Raw genomic sequence first — 19,296 nt, forward strand, 5'->3', positions numbered from 1 at the left:
AATTCAAAAACCTGCTCTTAAATAAAAAATCAGTAATATCCAATTATAAGATTCTAACCCAATTCATTTCTAATATTGTTCACCATATGTAATAAACGTGGTGCAATATCATTTTTGATTTTTTCTTCATTGAGGAGGAAACTTGGACCGCCGCAGTTAAACACCAGTAGACCATGCTGTTCATGGACAAAAGGAACTGCAACCGAATTCACATCCTTATGCCATTCACCGATTGAAAAGCAGAAACCATGCTCTTGATAGTCTCGAAATGACTTCTCCAGATCTTTTTGGATCTGTGGCCATTCTTCAGCATGTTTACGACGAATCGCATCAAGCAGAAAATCACGCTCATCTTCTGGCATTGCAGCCAGACAAGCACGCCCCATTGAACTTAAATGAATCGGCAAATGGGTTCCTACCTGACGACGCATGGTGACATTGCCTTTGCCCTGTACCACATCCAGATAAATCATATTCAGACGATCACGGGTCGCCATCGCCACAGCAGCTTCAGCATAGTCCGCCAGATTTTTCATTAATGGATGAGCAACCGATCGCAAGGATAAATTCGACAGCATCGAATAACCAAAAGACAGTACGCCGACTGAGAGCTGAAACTTGCTCGAATTTGGAACCTGCTTTAAATATCCTAAACGTGACAAGGTATGGGTTAAACGGGTAATTGTCGGTTTAGGCAAACCTGTCATTTGTGACAGTTCCTGATTTCCCAAATGCTGATGTTTTGGACTAAAGCAGCGCAGTAACTCCAGACCACGTGCTAAAGCTGTAATAAATTGACGGTCATTTTCATCCTGCATATCTTCGATCGGATGCAATAACTCATGACGCAAAGGTGCAATTAATTTTTCTTCCGACTGATCGGTTTCAGGTACATCATCAGACATGTCTTCACCGTCCTTCAATTTCATAATAAGTGTTTCGCATTGCGAAATTATAAATAATTATCTTGTATATAGCAAAGAAGCAACTTTGATTAAGTTGCTTCTTTATTGGACTTATGGGTTTTCTTTTTGATTAACCAACAATACCTTGAGCTTTTAAGGCCTCCAGTTTTTCCTCATCCACGACACGTGAAAGAATCTCATTCGTATGTTCGCCCAACATTGGCGGTGCCTTACGGTATTCAACCGGTGTACGCGATAATTTAATTGGTGAACCAATCACGGTTAATTTTTCTTTTAACGGATGTGGTATTTCAACCAGCATGTTACGCGCTTGCACTTGTGGTTCCTGGAAAGCCTGTTCTAGATTATTGATCAGGCCTACCGGAACTTTCACTGCATGAATTGCTTGCACCCAATGCTTCGCAGTATTGGTCAAGAAATGTTTTGCCAATAGCTCTGTGATTTCTGCACGATGCTGAATACGCAGTGCATTGGTCACAAAACGTGGATCTTGCGGTAAATCTGGCAAACCAATTGCAGCGCTCAAGGCTATAAACTGTTTGTCATTACCACAGGCGATGATGAAATCCTGATCCGCAGCACGGAATACTTGGTAAGGGACAATATTGGCATGTGCATTACCATAACGACCCGGGATTTTTCCCGAAGCCAGGTAATTCATACCCTGGTTTGCGAGTAACGCCACTTGTACATCTAGCAATGCCATATCAATATGCTGACCGAGACCAGTCACATGGCGGTTTAACAAAGCCGCCTGAATGGCAATGGTCGAGTATAAACCCGTGGTTAAGTCCGCAAAGGCCACGCCAACTTTTTGTGGTCCACCGCCCGGTAGGTCATCTTTCTCACCGGTTACGGACATTAAACCGCCCATCCCCTGGATGATAAAGTCATAACCTGGTTCAGGTGCACGAGGGCCAGTTTGGCCAAAACCGGTAATTGAGCAATACACTAGTTTAGGATTGATTGCACTCAAGCTTTCATAATCCAGACCGTATTTCTTCAAAGAACCCGCTTTATAGTTTTCAATGACTACATCTGAATCAGCCGCCAATGCTTTGACCAGTTCCTGACCTTCAGGCGTTGAAATATCAATGGCAACCGACATTTTATTACGGTTGGCTGACTGGTAATACGCCGCTTCACGTGTATTTTCACCCTGGTCATTCTTCATCCAAGGTGGTCCCCACATACGGGTATCATCACCCGTTTTAGGACGTTCAACTTTAATCACTTCAGCGCCTAAATCCGCGAGGATTTGACCACACCAAGGACCTGCAAGTACGCGACTTAAATCCAGTACGCGAATACCCTCTAATGCACCCATGTGTTTTTCCTTTGTTTATACGCGTTCAATGACCAGTGCCAAACCTTGGCCGACACCAATACACAGACTAATCACAGCATATTTTTTGCCGCTGCGCTGCAATTCACGAGCAGTACTGAGCACTAAACGAGCACCTGAAGCACCGAGTGGATGACCGACTGCAATCGCACCGCCATTCGGGTTAACGCGAGCATCATCAAATGCGACATTTAGACCTTTCAGGCAAGCCAATACCTGAGATGCAAAGGCTTCATTGATTTCAATGATATCCATGTCATCCAACGTCAAGTTGGCACGTTTGAGTGCCAGTTTGATCGCATCAACCGGGCCTGCACCCATAATACGTGGTTCAATACCCGCAGCAGCAGAAGCAATGATTTTTGCCATTGGCTGGATACCCAGTTTTTCCTGAGCAGCTTCCGAACCAATGATTAACGCTGCTGCACCATCATTCACACCTGAAGCATTGCCTGCAGTCACTACACCACCTTCAAACAGTGGACGTAATTTTTGCAGAGCTTCCAGGTTAGAAGATGGACGTGGATGTTCGTCTTGATCCACTAGTTTTGCTGGCAATTTACGGCCTTGGGGTACTTCGACACCAACAATCTCACCAGCGAAGAAACCTGCCTGTTTAGCAGCCTCATATTTGGCTTGTGATGCTGCAGCAAACTGGTCTGCATCTTCACGCGTAACGCCATATTCCACCGCAACGTTATCACCAGTTTGTGGCATGGTGTCATTGCCAAACTGTTTTTCAATGATTGGGTTCGGGAAACGCGCACCAATGGTTGAATCAAATACTTTAAAGTCACGACTAAACGGTGTTTCTGATTTTGCAAAAACAAAGGGTGCACGAGACATCGACTCGACACCACCTGCTAGGAAGATATCCCCTTCATTACAAGTAATCGCACGCGCTGCATCAATGACTGCTGCCAGACCAGAAGCACATAGACGGTTCACAGTTTGTGCTGGCGTTTTCACATCTAGACCCGCCAATAACGTTGCATGACGTGCAATATTACGGCTGTCTTCACCGGCCTGGTTAGTATTCCCCAGAATCACATCATCAAAAATATCAGCAGGCAGATTATGTTTTGCAACCAATGCCTTAATCACATGTGCAGCTAAATCATCTGGACGAACCTTTGCCAGGCTACCTGCATGACGGCCAAATGGTGTACGTAATCCATCATAAATATATGCATTTAACATGAGTTTGATTCCTTAAACTGCAGCAGTGTGAAGAAGAGAAAGTTTTAAACGGGCACGGCGTTGTACCCATGGGCTTGGACGGTAACGCTGGTCACCGGTATTCGCCAGGATACGTTCCAGAATCAGCAGAATACGTTCTGCACCTAAGACATCACCCCATGAAATTGGACCATGCGGATAGCCCAGACCGAGTTTCACCGCTTTATCGATATCGGCTGCGGTTGCGATTTGCTGCTGGGCAATATCACAAGCCAGATTCACGACCATTGCCAATACGCGCTGTGCGACAAAGCCAATACTTTCAGCAATTACCGATACGCCATGACCATTTTTAGCAAACAATGCATGTGCCTGGTCAATATAGGCTTTTTGAGTTGCAATTGATGGCATGATGGTACGGTGCTTGGCAAAATCAGTCAGCATATCAATGCTGATTGCACGAGTCGCATCAACATCAAAACGTAATGCAGCTGTGGTGGTGTCTTCACCATATGTGGCCAATAGAATCAGACTGTCAGCAGCTGGAGTTTCAGCACTATCGATAAGCAGACCCTGCTCACGGATATAGTCACGCAAGATACTGGCATCCTGTTCAAGATCTGCTTTGATCCAGACTGGACTAAATTCAGTCACTTCAGGTGCAATCTGAGCCGGAGCTTCATTGGTCTTTTGACCATCCTGATACTTATAGAAACCCTCACCGACTTTACGACCAACTTTTTTACCTGCCAACATTTGACGGGTTAAAGCACTTGGACGGTAACGATCTTCCTGATAATACTGATTAAAAATCGATTCCATCACCGGATGAGAAACATCTAGTGCAGTCAGGTCAAACAATTCCAGTGGCCCCATACGGAAGCCAGCGCCTTCACGCAGAATCCGGTCGATTTCTGAAACGGAAGTAACACCTTCACCTAGAATTTTCAGGGCTTCTGTGCCATAAGCACGGCCGGCGTGGTTAACAATAAACCCAGGCGTATCTTTGGTACGTACCCCAAAGTGACCCATACGCTGTGCCAGTTCGAGTAGATCTGCAACCACTTGTTCATCTGTTGCTAGACCTGCAATCACTTCGACGATTTTCATCAATGGCACTGGATTAAAGAAATGGAATCCAGCCATGCGACCTTGATGCTCAAGATTGGATGCAATCGCAGTCACTGATAATGATGAGGTATTTGTTGCCAGAATGGTTTCTGGAGATACGATACCTTCCAGTTGTTTAAACAGGCTTTGCTTGATGTCCAGATTTTCAATAATGGCTTCAACCACCAGATCAACACCAGCCACTTCTTCAATACTATTCAGGATTTTGAAACGTACCAGAGTTGCATTCAGAACTTCTTCAGTAAATTTACCTTTGGCCTGCAGCTTTTCAAGCGTGCTTCTAAGTTTAGCCAAACCTGCTTCTGCTGCACCTGCTTTGGCATCGAATAAGCGCACTTCCAGACCCGCCTGGGCTGCGATTTGCGCAATGCCCATGCCCATTACACCAGTACCAATGAGCGCCATAGATTGAATGGTCATGTCTTATTCTCCAGTGTATTGTGCAGGACGTTTTTCAAAGAACGCATTCACGCCTTCTTTCTGATCTTTGGTATCAAATAAAATCTGGAAAGCTTTACGTTCCAATGCCAAAGCACCTTGTAAAGATTGATCTTGGCCAAGATTGGTCACTTCTTTAATTTGCTGAACCGCGATTGGAGAGAAAGACGCAATCGTTTGAGCAATCTCAATCGCATGGGTAATGGTGTTTTCATCTTCCACGACTTCAGAAACCAAGCCCATACGCTCAGCCTCAGCAGCTTTCACCAATTTACCGGTCAATACCCAAAGCATGGTTTGATATTTACCAATCGCGCGCAGTAAACGTTGTGTCCCACCTGCACCCGGCATCAAGCCCAGTTTCACTTCAGGCTGACCAAATTTGGCACTTTCACCGGCAATGATGATGTCCGCATGCATGGCCAGTTCACAGCCACCACCGAGTGCATAGCCATTGACTGCTGCAATAATCGGTTTCGGACAATCAGTAATGCTTTGCCAATATTGTTCAGTATGGCGTAAATACATTTGGGCTGTAGTTGCAGTGGTGAAATCTTTAATGTCTGCACCCGCAGCAAATACTTTTTCACCGCCGGTCAAAACAATCGCTTTTACAGCATCTAATTTTGAAAGGTATTGAAATGCTTCAGAGAGTTGCTGACGTAATTCCAGGTTCAAGGCATTACGTGCTTCCGGGCGATGGATTTGAACAATCGCGACGCCATCTTCCTGTACAGTCAATTTTAAAATTTCAGTGCTTTCCATAATCTTCTCATTTCGCACAGCGGTATTTAATTAACAATATACATAAATTTTGTTCAAAGTAAACTATTCAAATTTGAACAAAAAATATTTTATAACGCCTTAAAAATAGCACTAATTACATTAAATCAATTATTTAAATCTAATTCTAAAGCAAAACATAAATATCGCACAGCGAAATATACTTTCGTATATATTGATCCTTGTTTTAATTTTAATTAGTATCCGCATAAATTTAGCTTAGTGATGAGTTTTTATTCACATTGGACAAGATGTGGACAGAACGAAATCCTAGATACGGAGTTAGGACATGATTCGTGATCAGGAAACCTTAGACCAGTTGGTAGATATGATTCGCCAGTTTGTAGAAGGCGTATTAATCCCAAATGAAGAAATTGTTGCAGAAACGGATGAAATTCCTGCAGAAATCGTGCAACAAATGAAAGAGTTGGGCTTATTTGGTTTAACCATTCCTGAAGAATATGACGGTCTTGGCCTGACCATGGAAGAAGAAGTCTATATCGCTTTTGAACTGGGCCGTACTTCCCCGGCTTTCCGCTCATTGATTGGTACGAATAACGGTATCGGCGCATCTGGCCTGATCATCGATGGTACTGAAGAGCAAAAACAGCACTTCCTACCAAAACTGGCTAGCGGTGAAATTATTGGCTCGTTCTGTCTGACTGAACCGGATTCTGGTTCTGATGCAGCGTCGCTTAAAACTACTGCTGTAAAAGATGGTGATGAGTACATTCTGAATGGTACCAAGCGTTTCATTACCAATGCGCCACATGCGGGTGTATTCACAGTAATGGCACGTACCAATCCTGAATTAAAAGGTGCTGCAGCTATTTCAGCGTTCATCGTTGACAGTAAATTGCCAGGTATTTCACTGGGTAAACGTGACAAGAAAATGGGCCAGAAAGGCGCACATACCTGTGACGTGATCTTTGAAAACTGCCGTATCCCTGCATCAGCTTTGATTGGCGGTGTAGAAGGCGTTGGCTTTAAAACTGCGATGAAGGTTCTGGATAAAGGCCGTATCCACATTGCTGCACTGAGCGTGGGTGCTGCAACCCGTATGCTGGAAGATTCATTGCAATATGCCGTTGAACGTAAGCAGTTCGGTCAGGCGATTGCCAACTTCCAGCTGATCCAGGGCATGCTGGCAGATTCTAAAGCTGAAATTTATGCAGCGAAATGCATGGTGCTTGATGCAGCGCGTCGTCGTGATGCCGGCCAGAATGTAAGTACTGAAGCATCATGCGCAAAAATGTTTGCAACAGAAATGTGTGGCCGTGTCGCTGACCGTGGTGTGCAAATCCATGGTGGCGCGGGCTACATCAGTGAATATGCAATTGAGCGCTTCTACCGCGATGTGCGTTTATTCCGTCTTTATGAAGGAACCACGCAGATCCAGCAAGTCATTATTGCTCGCAATATGATTCGCGAGGCGACTCAGTAACAAGTTTGGCCTGATCAACTCTCCTTGCGATCAGGCCTTTTTTATAGGTAATGGATGATGGCTATAACGAATACAATTTCAAAAATTGGCCCAAATACCTGGAAAATCGCATTTATTTTTGCATTCCTCGCCCTGCTGGTCGATGGTGCGGATTTAATGCTGCTTTCCTACAGCTTAAACAGTATTAAAGCTGAATTTGGTCTAACCTCTGTCGAAGCTGGGATGCTCGGAAGCTTTACCCTTGCAGGTATGGCAGTTGGAGGTATATTCGGAGGGTGGGCTTGTGATAAATTCGGTCGTGTACGTACCGTCGTTGTCTCAATCCTTTTATTTTCGGCATTGACTTGTGGTCTTGGTTTTACCCAAAGCTTTGCTCAATTTGGTGCATTACGTTTCTTCGCTTCTCTTGGCTTAGGTTCTTTGTATATTGCATCGAATACTTTAATGGCTGAGTACGTGCCAACTAAATATCGTACAACTGTTTTAGGAACATTACAGGCTGGCTGGACAGTTGGCTATATCGTTGCGACTTTGCTTGCGGGCTGGTTAATTCCAGATCACGGCTGGCGCATGCTGTTCTATGTAGCTGCGATTCCAATTGCCTTGGCTATTTTGATGCACATTCTGGTACCAGAACCAGCGGCATGGCAAGAAAACCGCTTCAAGAAAGTTGAAGTGACTGACAAACCTGCTGAGTCGACCTGGAAGCTGATTTTCCAGGATAAGAAAAACCGTAACATGTTTATCTTATGGGCTTTGACTGCTGGTTTCCTTCAGTTTGGTTATTATGGCGTCAACAACTGGATGCCGACATACCTTGAAAGTGAACTGGGTATGAAGTTCAAGGAAATGACTGCCTACATGGTGGGTACGTATACTGCGATGATCCTCGGTAAAATCCTTGCAGGCTTAATGGCAGATAAATTCGGACGTCGTTTTACTTATGCCTTCGGTGCAATTGGTACTGCGATCTTCCTGCCACTGATCGTATTCTATAACTCACCAGACAATATCCTGTACTTATTGGTGATCTTCGGTTTCCTATATGGTATTCCATATGGTGTGAATGCAACATATATGACTGAAAGCTTCCCAACCAATGTACGTGGTACAGCAATTGGTGGTGCATATAACGTCGGTCGTCTGGGCGCTGCAATTGCTCCGGCAACCATTGGTTATCTGGCAACTGGCGGTTCGATCGGTCTAGGCTTCCTAGTCATGGGTGCTGCATACTTTATCTGTGGTTTGCTCCCTGCTCTGTTCATCAAAGAAAAACTCTACGATCCTCAAAAATCTTAATCCGTTTTAGAAAAAGCCTCCTAGGAGGCTTTTTTCATAATCAATTCCCAACTTTCTATTTAAAAACTTTTTCACTGTGATAAAATACCGCTAAGCGAAACAGGATTTCTTATTATGGAAGATATTTCTAGAGAATCGATGGAGTTTGACGTTGTGATCGTAGGTGCGGGTCCTGCCGGCCTGTCTGCTGCAATCAAGATCCGTCAACTTGCAATTGAAAACAATTTAAATGATCTGTCCGTTTGTGTCGTAGAAAAAGGCTCCGAAGTCGGTGCACATATTCTTTCGGGTGCTGTGCTTGAACCACGTGCCATGAACGAACTATTCCCGAACTGGAAAGAAGAAGGCGCGCCTTTAAATGTTCCTGTGACAGAAGATAAAACTTTCTTCCTTCTTTCAGATGAAAAATCACAAGAAGCCCCGCACTGGATGGTGCCGAAAACCATGCACAATGATGGCAACTATGTCATCTCTCTGGGCAACGTGGTGCGCTGGTTAGGCCAGAAAGCTGAAGAGCTGGAAGTATCGATCTTCCCAGGCTTTGCTGCTTCAGAAATTCTGTATCATGAAGATGGTACGGTGAAAGGTATTCAAACCGGTGACATGGGGATTGGCAAAGATGGCGAACCGACGCATAACTTTGCGCCAGGTTATGAGCTGCATGCCAAATACACCATCTTTGCAGAAGGCTGTCGTGGTCACCTCGGTAAACGTCTGATCCAGAAATTCAACCTGGATAAAGATGCTGATCCACAGCACTACGGTATCGGCATTAAAGAACTCTGGGAAATTGATCCAGCGAAACACAAACCAGGCCTGGTGATGCATGGTGCCGGCTGGCCATTGTCTGAAACTGGTTCTTCAGGTGGCTGGTGGTTATACCACGCTGAAAACAATCAGGTAACCCTAGGCATGATCGTGGATCTTTCTTATGAAAATCCACACATGTATCCATTCATGGAAATGCAGCGCTGGAAAACGCATCCACTGATCAAACAATATCTGGAAGGCGGTAAACGTATTTCTTATGGTGCGCGTGCCGTAACTAAAGGTGGTTTTAACTCCCTGCCGAAATTTACCTTCCCGGGTGGATCTTTAATTGGTGATGATGCAGGATTCCTGAACTTTGCCAAGATCAAAGGCTCACACACTGCCATGAAATCTGGCATGTTGTGTGGCGAAGCAGTCTTTGAAGCGATTGCTGCCGGTGTAGAAAAAGGCGGTGACCTGGCGATTGCGCGTGTGACCGAGGGTGAAGACTTCTTCGTGAAAGAACTCACATCTTATACAGACAAGTTCAACAACAGTTGGCTGAAAGAAGAGTTGTATAGCGCACGTAACTTTGGCCCAGCAATGCACAAGTTCGGTCAATGGATGGGTGGTGCATTTAACTTCATCGACCAGAATGTCTTTAAAGTGCCATTCACGCTCCATGATTTAGTGCCAGACTTTAAAACCCTGAAAACAGTTGATGCCGTGAACTTCAAGCCGAACTATCCAAAACCGGATGGCAAGCTGACGTTTGACCGTCTGTCTTCTGTGTTTGTATCGAATACAGTCCATGAAGAAAACCAGCCAGCGCACTTAAAGTTAACTGATGCTTCGATTCCGGTAGATGTCAACCTGCCGAAATGGGATGAGCCAGCTCAGCGCTACTGCCCGGCGGGTGTATACGAAATTATGGAAAATGATGACGGTTCGAAACGCTTCCAGATCAACGCCGCGAACTGTGTACACTGCAAGACCTGTGACATCAAAGATCCATCTCAGAATATCACCTGGGTAACACCGGAAGGTGGCGGTGGTCCGAATTACCCGAATATGTAGGGTAATTTGTGTGAGTAAGAAATCTTTTTCTTGTTCATATACCCAATTTTGAAGCAGTTATAACTAACACTTCACTTTAATTTTTTAGGTAATCCCAGTTCCCTAGGGAGCTGGGATTAAAAATAATCAAGAATAAAAAAATAAAAACAGATTCAGGTCTTTTTCGCTGACTTGCTGCTTAGACCAGCTTATTGATTGTGAAATATTGTGCCCCAGTAAAAAACCAAGACCTTATCTAGTCATTTTTATTTATAAACCTTACCTTTAATTAAAATTAATTATCTGAATATACAAACACTTTAGTCGTATTCCTCTTTGGTTCTTCCTATTCAAAATGCTATTGTACAAAAAGTTTCCAATTTCTCATTTTCTAATCACGATCTAGTTTCATGACTTATAAACTGAATGCCCGACATCTGGTGCTAGACCTGCTCTATGCCTCACATAATTCTACTGTTAGCATCAAACAGATGTTATGTGCAGCAGATTTATTAGGAATCTCTGACAACAGCTTGCGGGTTGCGGTCGCACGACTCAATCAGGATCGGATTATTCAGTCAGTAGAACGCGGCATTTATCAGTTAATTGAAAAAAAATTTGATACTTCTTTTATCAGCCTGAACAAACATCCCAATATGCAGACCGCTACGGCTTGGGATGGTAAGTACATTCTGGTTTATACCGGTGCGTTGGGACGAGTAGATCGTACGGCCTTATCTAAACGGGAAAAAGCCCTGCGTTATTATGGATTTCAGGAGCTGGAACAGAATGTGTTTATCCGCCCGGATAACTTACAACTCAGTTTGAACGAGCTTAAATCAGCAGCCGTCAAGTTTGGCCTAGATCAAGGCGCACGATTTTTTCAGGTTAGCGAGATCGATCAGCACACTCATGTATCTGCACTTTGGGATATTCATGGCCTCCATCAAACCTACTTAAATATTAGTCAGGAAATTGAGCAGTGGTTTGAAAGTCATGAATATTTATCCTTAGCTGAATCAGCTAAAACTGCCTTTTATCTGGCGAAATCTGCTGTATTTAGTCTGCGTGCAGATCCGCTATTGCCTGAAGAATGGCTAGATGCTCCAGCCCGACAAAAATTTGAACTGGCTGTACGGCGTATGGAAGAACAAGGCCAGCAGTTATGGCAGCAATATTTTCAGCAGCAAGGCGTATAATTTATTTCCTATACACTCACAAAAATAAATTGACTGTAATATTTTAATTCAAATATAGTGACAAGAAATACAAGAACTAGATCAAGGCAGAATAATGAACAGTAAAGTGAGTGTCACAGAGCTATTTAGCCGTGAAGAAATCAAAGAGCTGACCACCCCATCCGACTTACAGGGGGCTCTGGCAGTAGGCTCAACTTGGGCTGTGATTGTTTTGACCTTTGGCACAGTCGCTTATAGCTGGGAATATTTACCAGTCTGGGGGAAAATATTGATGTGTGCCTTGGCATTAGCCATTCTGGCGGGTCGCCAACTCGCTATGGCCATTTTGATGCACGACGCCTCACACCATAGTTTGTTTAAAACCAAGTGGCTAAACACACACTTCACTGACTGGTTTTGCGCCCGTCCGATCTGGAATGAAGTCGGTAAATATCGTCCTTATCATTTGAAACATCATGCCCGCACCTCTCAACCTGATGATCCAGATTTAGGTTTGGTGAAAAACTTTCCAATTACTAAACAATCATTATTCAGAAAATTCTTTAGAGATTTAAATGGTCAATCCGGCCTGAAATTTCTGGCTGGCCGAGTCTTGATGGATTTAGAACTTCTGGAATGGAGTGTTTCCAATGATCCGAAACCAATTCCTCGTGGTCATCGCAGCAACTTGGAACTGGCAAAGAATCTGTTAAAAAATAGCTCAGGTATGCTGATTTCCAATGCTGCCCTATTTTCTGCACTTTGGACCAGCGGTCATCCGAAACTTTATTTATTATGGCCGTTAGCTTATATCACCCCTTTCCCACTGTTTATCCGTATCCGGGCGATGGCTGAGCATGCCGGTCTGGAAACCAGCCATTCTGCACTGACTAATACCCGTACCACCCGTGCAGGCTGGCTAGCGCGGGCTTTCGTTGCACCGATTCATGTAAATTATCATATTGAACATCATTTAATGGCCTCTGTTCCGCATCAAAATCTACCCAAAATGCATCAGATGTTGCGAGAGCGCGATTACGTTAAAGCACCACCGAGTTATAAAGAGGTAATTGTTTCATTATTAAAAGACTAAAATTAAAAGATCAAAGTTTAAAATACATAAAGTTTGATGCCAAGATTCCTCAAACTTAATGTTGATGGCTTTCTTTATGCCTATGATGCTCATGCGAATGGGCTGATTGCCGATGCTGTTCTGGGGGACAATCTTCTGCTTCAATTTGCAATGTCATCTCGGTAATGTGATGTTCATGGTGCAACATCTCGAACGCCTCCTGATGCAACTTTTTATAGTCAACGTCTGGCGCAACTAAATGCACCGTCAACATCACCTTCTTGGAAGTAATCGCCCAGACTTTTAGCTGATGAATATCTTTAACACCATCTAGCGCCAGTAGGTCATGGCGCAGTTTTTCAATATCGATTTCATCGGGAACCCCTTCCAGCAGAATATTGATGCTCTGTTTCAATAAAATCCATGTCCGTGGAATGACCCAGAATCCGATCATGACTGCAATCACGGTATCGATCCACATCCAGCCGCTGAAATAGATGATGATTGCGCCAATAATGACACCCACCGAACCCAGTGCATCACTCAGTACTTCCAGATAAGCCCCTTTAATATTCAAGCTTTCCTGACTGCTAGAAACCAGAATTTTCATGGAGATCAGGTTAATGGCCAGTCCAAGTATAGCCACAATCAACATGCCCAAGCTTTCAATTTCAGGTGGATGGCTCAGGCGCTGATAAGCTTCGAACAGGATATACATCGCTACCAGAAATAGCATAATTGCATTAAACAAAGCCGCCAGAATTTCAAAACGCTGATAGCCAAAAGTGCGTTTATCATCTGCGGGTTTTTGCCCGATCTTAATTGCAGCCAGTGCAATCGCCAGTGCAGCAGCATCAGTAAACATATGTGCTGCATCAGAAAGCAAGGCCAGACTTTGAGTCATAAAACCGGCAATGACTTCTACAATTAAAAAGGCTGTCGTCAGGGCTAAGGCGATGGACAGTTTTTTGGCATTCTTCGCACTAACTTCTACATGACTATGATCATGATGATGTGATCCACCCACCTTATACTCCTTTTCATTTGAATCTGATTCTAAGTTTTAGCTACTTCTTATTGCCTATACTTCCCATACTACGCCTGCACTGCTGATATTTAAGCTATTTTTTGTATAGCTTGGCTCTCTTTAGAAATATCCATGTTTATTTATTAAGTAAACTCAGTGCTTAAATTATTAAATTTACCTCTCTACCGAACATAGAGTCAGAACTCAGAATGAGTATGCAGTTTTTCATTTTCCAAAATCCAGGACTGCACTGAAGAACGCTGAAAATTACGCTGGATATAAGCCTGAATCTTTTCGGGAAGCTCAACATCGTGACTAAGCAGACGATGCAGCATAAAGGCTAGATCAAAGTCTGCAATTGACCATTGTTCGGTGAGCCACAAATTTTCAAGTAAAGTTTCTGTGATTACCAATAAGCGCTGAATATCCTGCATGGTTTCAGCCGATGCGATTAAAGGCCTTTTAGGTGGTACAAAGATCGAAGTTGAGGGCATATCCTGCCGGATAGAGGAAAAATCAGTTTTAATCAAGGCCTGAACGGCGCGGCATTTTGCTCTGGCTTTCATCTCTGCAGGATATAAAGCAGGATAATCCGGTGCCGGAAAAGCATCTTCCAGGTATTCGGTAATCGCCCAAGATTCAAATAAATGAAAATCATCAACGATCAGGCAAGGAACTTTGCCACTCGGACAAATTTTACGATATGCCGAAGATTGCTGTTCCAGCAGAGCTAGATCAATCATTTTTTCCTGAAAGTTGAGTCCTTTCTCTTTTAGAGCGACATAAACTGACATGGCATAAGGACTGATACGTTTTTTATCGACATATAAGCAGATATTGTGCATTTCTTATCCTGCCTCTTATGATTATCCACTGCTCTCTACTCTAACGCCATTCTTATAGAAAAGGAAAATATCGCTGCATATTGATACAAAGCTGAGGCATAGGCTTACAGAGAATTGCCGATTCGGATTATTCACCTCCCTAAGGCTAAATCACCGGATTAAAAAGACTTCTAATTTTTTGCAGAATAACGTTAAATAAATATTTTACATTTAGACCTGACTGCTATGCTGAACCTTGACCACTTCCCCGATACCGTATATGCCATTCAACATCTGGCTTTTGAAGACCTAGGTGCCTGGGAAGATGTGTTTTATCAGCTGGGATTACGTGTTCGCTATTTTGAAGCCGGTATTGATGACCTGCGTAAAGCGTATGAATATACAGGTCTGACAATTATTTTAGGGGGTCCAATTGGTGTTTATGAAACGGAGGACTACCCTTTCTTACAACAAGAAATAGACTTACTTAAAGTACGTTTAGAAAAGAATTTACCCACTTTAGGTATTTGTCTGGGTGCTCAACTCATTGCTCATGCACTCGGTGCCAAAGTTTATGCAGGACATAGCAAAGAAATTGGCTGGTCTAAACTTAGTCTTCCAGCCACTGAGAATAATCCACTACAAGCTCTCGAAGATATTGAAGTGCTACATTGGCATGGCGATACTTTTGATCTGCCTGAACAGGCTGAATTATTAGCCAGTTCCTATCTCTATCCAAATCAGGCTTTCCGCTTAGGATCAAATATTCTGGCTCTGCAATTTCATCCTGAAGTCGCTAGCGATAGCCTGGAAAAATGGCTGATTGGACATACCTGTGAGTTACGCAAAGCTCAGATCAATATTCCCGCCTTACGGGCGGATCATCAACGCTATGCGCCCGCGCTTGAACAGGCAGCCAGTTCGGTATTGATGCATTATTTAGAAAACCTGCAACTTAAATAACCGTAATAAAAAAGCACCCAATTGGGTGCTTTTTTAATTTGTCACTCTTACTTTTTCGGAGCAGGTACAGAAGCCTCGGTAGTAATGTTTACTGTAATTTTATCGCCCACATTTGGAACATAACCGCCTACCCCAAAGGCTGAACGGTTAAATGAAGTGGTTGCATTGAAACCAATCGTTTGTAATTTAGTCATTGGATGTACGCCTTGTTTATTTAAAACTGCATCCAGTACCACAGGTTTAGTGACATCTTTCACGGTTAAGTTGCCAGTGATTTTATATTTGTTTTTGCCTAAAGCCTGAACTTTAGTACTTTTAAAAGTAATATTCGGATATTTGGCAACATCAAAAAATTCTGCTGTCTTAATATGGTCATCCAGTGCTTTCACATTCGTATTAATGCTTGCAACCGGGATGTTCACATTGACCGAAGAATTCGCAGGTTTTTCATTATCAACATTAATGGTGCCTTGGATGTCACTGAAGTTTGCAGATGGCGTAGAGAAACCAAAGTGGCTCCAAGAGAAAACAGTTGCTGAATGAGTCGGGTCAATCGTATAGGCCACTGGTTTTGCCATAGAAACTGTTGCTACAGATGCGACCGCCAAGCCTAATGCTAATGTTTTGAAATTCATGTTTTTATCTCACGTTTTGGATGTTATTAAGTGTATAGAATCTGGAACCGTTTACAGCCCTAAAGATAAAACGTTTTGTTGCAGCGATGAAACGATAAAATTGTAAGTTATTTTTTTAATTTTTGAGCTTTAATCCATACGGTACTGAATGAATCCTGTTTTCTTGGCGACTTTGTTATACAACGCTTGTGCCTGATGGTTTGATTCCTAAATCAGCCAGTAAACCCGGTCGCAATTACGCTGCTGCGCGACCTGATAGACATGTTGAATCAGCTTGCGCGCCACGCCTTGTCCGCGATAGTCCGGATGGGTAAATAGATCCTGCAAATAGGCATAAGGTCTTACTGTCCAGCTACTGTTATGTTCGATGACATGCACAATCCCAACGACCTTTCCATCCATCAGCGCCGCAAAACCGTACATTGAATCTAGCTCATAATTGGTTAATTTATCCCAGGTATTTTTACTTACCTCATCCGAAATTTGGGTCTGATAAAAGCGTTGATAGTCTTGCCATAAAAATAGCCATTCTGGCTGTGATATTTGCTCTAAAGATTTGATCTGGATCTGGGATGATATTTCCATATTGAGTAACTTCTTTGGTTTATGTCTTTCATTATCTTTAATTCAATTATTTACGATATAAGTCATTAAGCTTTTATGAGGACACAAACTTAGATTTATCTTATCTAATGTTCATAAGCAACTGCCAGATGAAAATCATCCGATATAAAAAAAGCCCCGCTCAGGGACTTTTAGTATTTTCTATTAAAGTTTTTCAACCAGAATACGATCCACCTGTTTCAAACCAGAATGCTTTTCATGGTTCTTGCGACGTACTTTAATGATTTTTTCTTCAGCCATTTCCTGAAGTAATAGCTCAACCGCAACCATTGCTTCAAGGGGTAGATCCTGCCCGATCCATTTCTGCTCGCCTGCATCCATTAAAGTAATTTCATCACTAATTTGTTCATACAAGCTCATGTTTATCTCACTCTTTCATTTCAATTATGGGAGAACACTTTTTAGCGGTTGCCACATGAAAACAAGGCTAGAAAGCGGAAAAACAAAAGACGCCCCAAAACTGGGGCGCCCTTAAAAACGACTTAATCAGTTGATTAAGCAGTAATCTCTTTTACAGCTGTTACAACAGCTTCAGTTGTAATACCGAAGTGTTTAAACAGGTCTTTAGCAGGTGCAGATTCGCCATAAGTGGTCATGCCGATCACACGACCATCCAGGCCTACAAATTTCCACCAGTAATCTACATGCGCAGCTTCAACCGCTACACGTGCACGAATATTTGAAGGAAGAACCGCTTCACGATACGCAGCATCCTGTTTCACGAACTCTTCAGCACATGGCATAGATACGACACGTACACCTTCGAACTGTGCATAAGCTTCCATTGCAAGAGAAACTTCAGAACCAGTGGCAATGATGATCGCTTTCAATTCGCCTTTTTCTTCAGCCAGAACATAACCACCTTTCGCTACATTCTCAATTTGTGCTTGAGTACGAGTTTGGAATGGCAGGTTTTGACGAGAGAAGATCAATGCTGTTGGACCTTCTGAACGCATCAAAGCAGATTTCCAGGAAATTGCTGCTTCAACAGTGTCACATGGACGCCATGTATTCAGGTTTGGTGTACCACGTAAAGATGCGATTTGTTCAATTGGCTGGTGTGTAGGACCATCTTCACCCAGACCGATTGAATCGTGAGTATATACATGGATCACACGTTGTTTCATCAGTGCAGACATACGTACTGCATTACGTGCATATTCCATAAACATCAGGAATGTTGCTACATAAGGAATGAAACCGCCATGCAGTGCAACACCGTTGGCAATCGCAGTCATACCAAATTCACGTACGCCGTAGTGAACATAGTTACCTGCTGGATTGTCCTGTACGCCTTGCGCGCCTTTCCAAAGTGTCAGGTTAGAACCTGCAAGGTCAGCAGAACCACCTAGTACTTCTGGTAGTGAAGGCACAAGAGCTTGTAACGTATTTTGGCTCGCTTTACGTGTCGCAATGGTTTCTTCTTTTGCATTTACTTCAGCGATATAAGCATCCGCTTTTGCAACAAAGTCAGCTGGAAGATCACCAGAAAGACGACGTTTTAATTCAGCTGCTTCAGTTGGATATTTTGCTGCATAAGCGGCAAAAGTTTCGTTCCATGCTGCTTCAACTTGTGAACCTTTTTCTTTGGCATCCCAAGCTGCGTATACATCCTCAGGAATGACAAATGCTTCGTCTGACCAGCCAAGCGCTTCACGAGTCAGTACGATTTCGTCATTACCCAAAGGAGCACCGTGACAGTCTTCTTTACCTTGTTTGTTTGGTGAACCTAAACCAATCACTGTTTTACACATGATGATGGTTGGTTTGTTCGCTTCAGCTTTTGCTTCTACAGTGGCTTGACGGATTGCATCAGCATCATGACCGTCAACTTTAATCACTTGCCAGCCATAAGACTTGAAGCGTTGTTCTGTATCGTCAGAGAACCAGCCTTCAACTTCACCGTCAATCGAAATGCCGTTGTCGTCATAGTAAGCAATCAGCTTGCCCAGACCTAAAGTACCTGCCAAAGAACATGCTTCGTGAGAAACACCTTCCATCAAACAGCCATCGCCCAGGAAGCAGTAAGTGTAGTGATCAACAACTTTAATATCGTCTTTGTTGAATTGCGCTGCTAAAGTTTTTTCAGCCAGTGCGAAACCAACAGCATTTGCGATACCTTGGCCTAAAGGACCAGTGGTTGTTTCAATACCTGGTGCATAGCCCAATTCTGGGTGACCCGGAGTTTTAGAATGAAGTTGACGGAATGCTTTAAGATCTTCAATTGAAAGATCATAGCCCGTTAAATGAAGAAGTGCGTATTGAAGCATAGAGCCATGGCCATTCGACAATACGAAACGGTCACGGTTAGCCCAATTCGGATTTGTTGGGTTATGGTTTAAGAATTCGCGCCAAACCACATCAGCGATATCTGCCATCCCCATTGGAGCACCTGGATGTCCTGAGTTTGCTTTTTGCACAGCATCCATTGCCAATACACGAATTGCGTTTGCAATACGACGTTCATTAAGCGGGGTTGTCATAAATCAGCGTCCAAATAAATTCAGAAGAAATAGGAAATGATGAAAAGACTTTCAAAACTGCCGTCTATTGTCTTAAAAAAACAGCGAGGGGTAAAGACTAGCCTACAATATTTATCAATTTATTGATCTTGTATTTACC

Annotated in this window: 16 protein-coding genes and 1 pseudogene; 6 read left to right on the forward strand and 11 right to left on the reverse strand. The window is 43.2% G+C overall.

The genetic code is table 11. The features are described from left to right. Positions 1-53 precede the first annotated feature (53 nt). The 5 genes from AC4MCC_RS08780 to AC4MCC_RS08800 form a co-directional block, all read right to left on the reverse strand. Positions 54-905, reverse strand: coding sequence for an IclR family transcriptional regulator (locus tag AC4MCC_RS08780; RefSeq protein WP_262737656.1), 852 nt, complete (start codon positions 903-905; stop codon positions 54-56). Between the two features lie 130 nt (positions 906-1,035). Continuing rightward, positions 1,036-2,253, reverse strand: coding sequence for a CaiB/BaiF CoA transferase family protein (locus AC4MCC_RS08785; RefSeq protein ID WP_491885146.1), 1,218 nt, complete (start codon positions 2,251-2,253; stop codon positions 1,036-1,038). Positions 2,254-2,268: 15 nt separating this feature from the next. Further along, entirely contained in the window at positions 2,269-3,471 is a 1,203-nt protein-coding gene (locus AC4MCC_RS08790) for a 3-oxoadipyl-CoA thiolase (RefSeq protein WP_491885147.1), read from the reverse strand. A 12-nt stretch (positions 3,472-3,483) separates the two neighbouring features. Next, a complete protein-coding gene (locus AC4MCC_RS08795) occupies positions 3,484-5,001 on the reverse strand; it encodes a 3-hydroxyacyl-CoA dehydrogenase (protein ID WP_491885148.1) in 1,518 nt (505 codons plus the stop codon). A 3-nt stretch (positions 5,002-5,004) separates the two neighbouring features. Continuing rightward, a complete protein-coding gene (locus AC4MCC_RS08800) occupies positions 5,005-5,784 on the reverse strand; it encodes an enoyl-CoA hydratase (RefSeq protein ID WP_180013092.1) in 780 nt (259 codons plus the stop codon). 307 nt (positions 5,785-6,091) lie between these two features. Here AC4MCC_RS08800 and AC4MCC_RS08805 point away from each other — a divergent pair, with 307 nt between their 5' ends. The 5 genes from AC4MCC_RS08805 (at position 6,092) to AC4MCC_RS08825 (ending at position 12,622) form a co-directional block, all read left to right on the forward strand. Next, positions 6,092-7,246, forward strand: coding sequence for an acyl-CoA dehydrogenase family protein (locus AC4MCC_RS08805; RefSeq protein ID WP_166135179.1), 1,155 nt, complete (start codon positions 6,092-6,094; stop codon positions 7,244-7,246). 57 nt (positions 7,247-7,303) lie between these two features. Then, entirely contained in the window at positions 7,304-8,545 is a 1,242-nt protein-coding gene (locus AC4MCC_RS08810) for an MFS transporter (protein WP_125279311.1), read from the forward strand. A gap of 114 nt (positions 8,546-8,659) precedes the next feature. After that, complete coding sequence (locus AC4MCC_RS08815) at positions 8,660-10,372, forward strand: electron transfer flavoprotein-ubiquinone oxidoreductase (RefSeq protein WP_491880821.1); 1,713 nt, start codon at positions 8,660-8,662, stop codon at positions 10,370-10,372. Between the two features lie 389 nt (positions 10,373-10,761). Further along, a complete protein-coding gene (locus tag AC4MCC_RS08820) occupies positions 10,762-11,550 on the forward strand; it encodes a hypothetical protein (RefSeq protein WP_491885149.1) in 789 nt (262 codons plus the stop codon). 94 nt (positions 11,551-11,644) lie between these two features. Further along, positions 11,645-12,622, forward strand: coding sequence for a fatty acid desaturase family protein (locus AC4MCC_RS08825; RefSeq protein WP_419374953.1), 978 nt, complete (start codon positions 11,645-11,647; stop codon positions 12,620-12,622). Positions 12,623-12,677: 55 nt separating this feature from the next. Here the strand turns inward: AC4MCC_RS08825 and AC4MCC_RS08830 are convergent, their stop codons facing one another. Both AC4MCC_RS08830 and yfcF read right to left on the reverse strand, forming a co-directional pair. Further along, on the reverse strand, positions 12,678-13,628 hold the full coding sequence (locus AC4MCC_RS08830) for a cation diffusion facilitator family transporter (RefSeq protein WP_491885150.1): 951 nt from the start codon (positions 13,626-13,628) through the stop codon (positions 12,678-12,680). A gap of 197 nt (positions 13,629-13,825) precedes the next feature. Continuing rightward, positions 13,826-14,473, reverse strand: a complete 648-nt coding sequence (yfcF, locus tag AC4MCC_RS08835; protein WP_491885151.1) for a glutathione transferase — start codon at positions 14,471-14,473, stop codon at positions 13,826-13,828. Positions 14,474-14,698: 225 nt separating this feature from the next. Here yfcF and AC4MCC_RS08840 point away from each other — a divergent pair, with 225 nt between their 5' ends. Beyond that, positions 14,699-15,415 (forward strand): glutamine amidotransferase, encoded by a 717-nt coding sequence (locus AC4MCC_RS08840; RefSeq protein ID WP_419365869.1) that lies wholly within the window; start codon positions 14,699-14,701, stop codon positions 15,413-15,415. A 47-nt stretch (positions 15,416-15,462) separates the two neighbouring features. Here AC4MCC_RS08840 and AC4MCC_RS08845 read toward each other — a convergent pair whose 3' ends face one another. The 4 genes and pseudogenes from AC4MCC_RS08845 to tkt form a co-directional block, all read right to left on the reverse strand. Then, positions 15,463-16,050: a YceI family protein gene (locus AC4MCC_RS08845; protein ID WP_034702946.1), complete on the reverse strand. Its 588-nt coding sequence runs from the start codon at positions 16,048-16,050 to the stop codon at positions 15,463-15,465. 129 nt (positions 16,051-16,179) lie between these two features. Continuing rightward, a pseudogene (locus AC4MCC_RS08850) lies at positions 16,180-16,635 on the reverse strand (GNAT family N-acetyltransferase). Between the two features lie 183 nt (positions 16,636-16,818). Next, the gene (locus tag AC4MCC_RS08855; RefSeq protein WP_004786275.1) at positions 16,819-17,034 is read right to left on the reverse strand and encodes a hypothetical protein; all 216 of its coding nucleotides are present in this window, start codon (positions 17,032-17,034) and stop codon (positions 16,819-16,821) included. A gap of 134 nt (positions 17,035-17,168) precedes the next feature. After that, positions 17,169-19,157, reverse strand: a complete 1,989-nt coding sequence (tkt, locus tag AC4MCC_RS08860; RefSeq protein ID WP_491885152.1) for a transketolase — start codon at positions 19,155-19,157, stop codon at positions 17,169-17,171. Positions 19,158-19,296: the final 139 nt, after the last annotated feature.

It is taken from the genome of Acinetobacter sp. CAU_H_56, assembly GCF_058599425.1.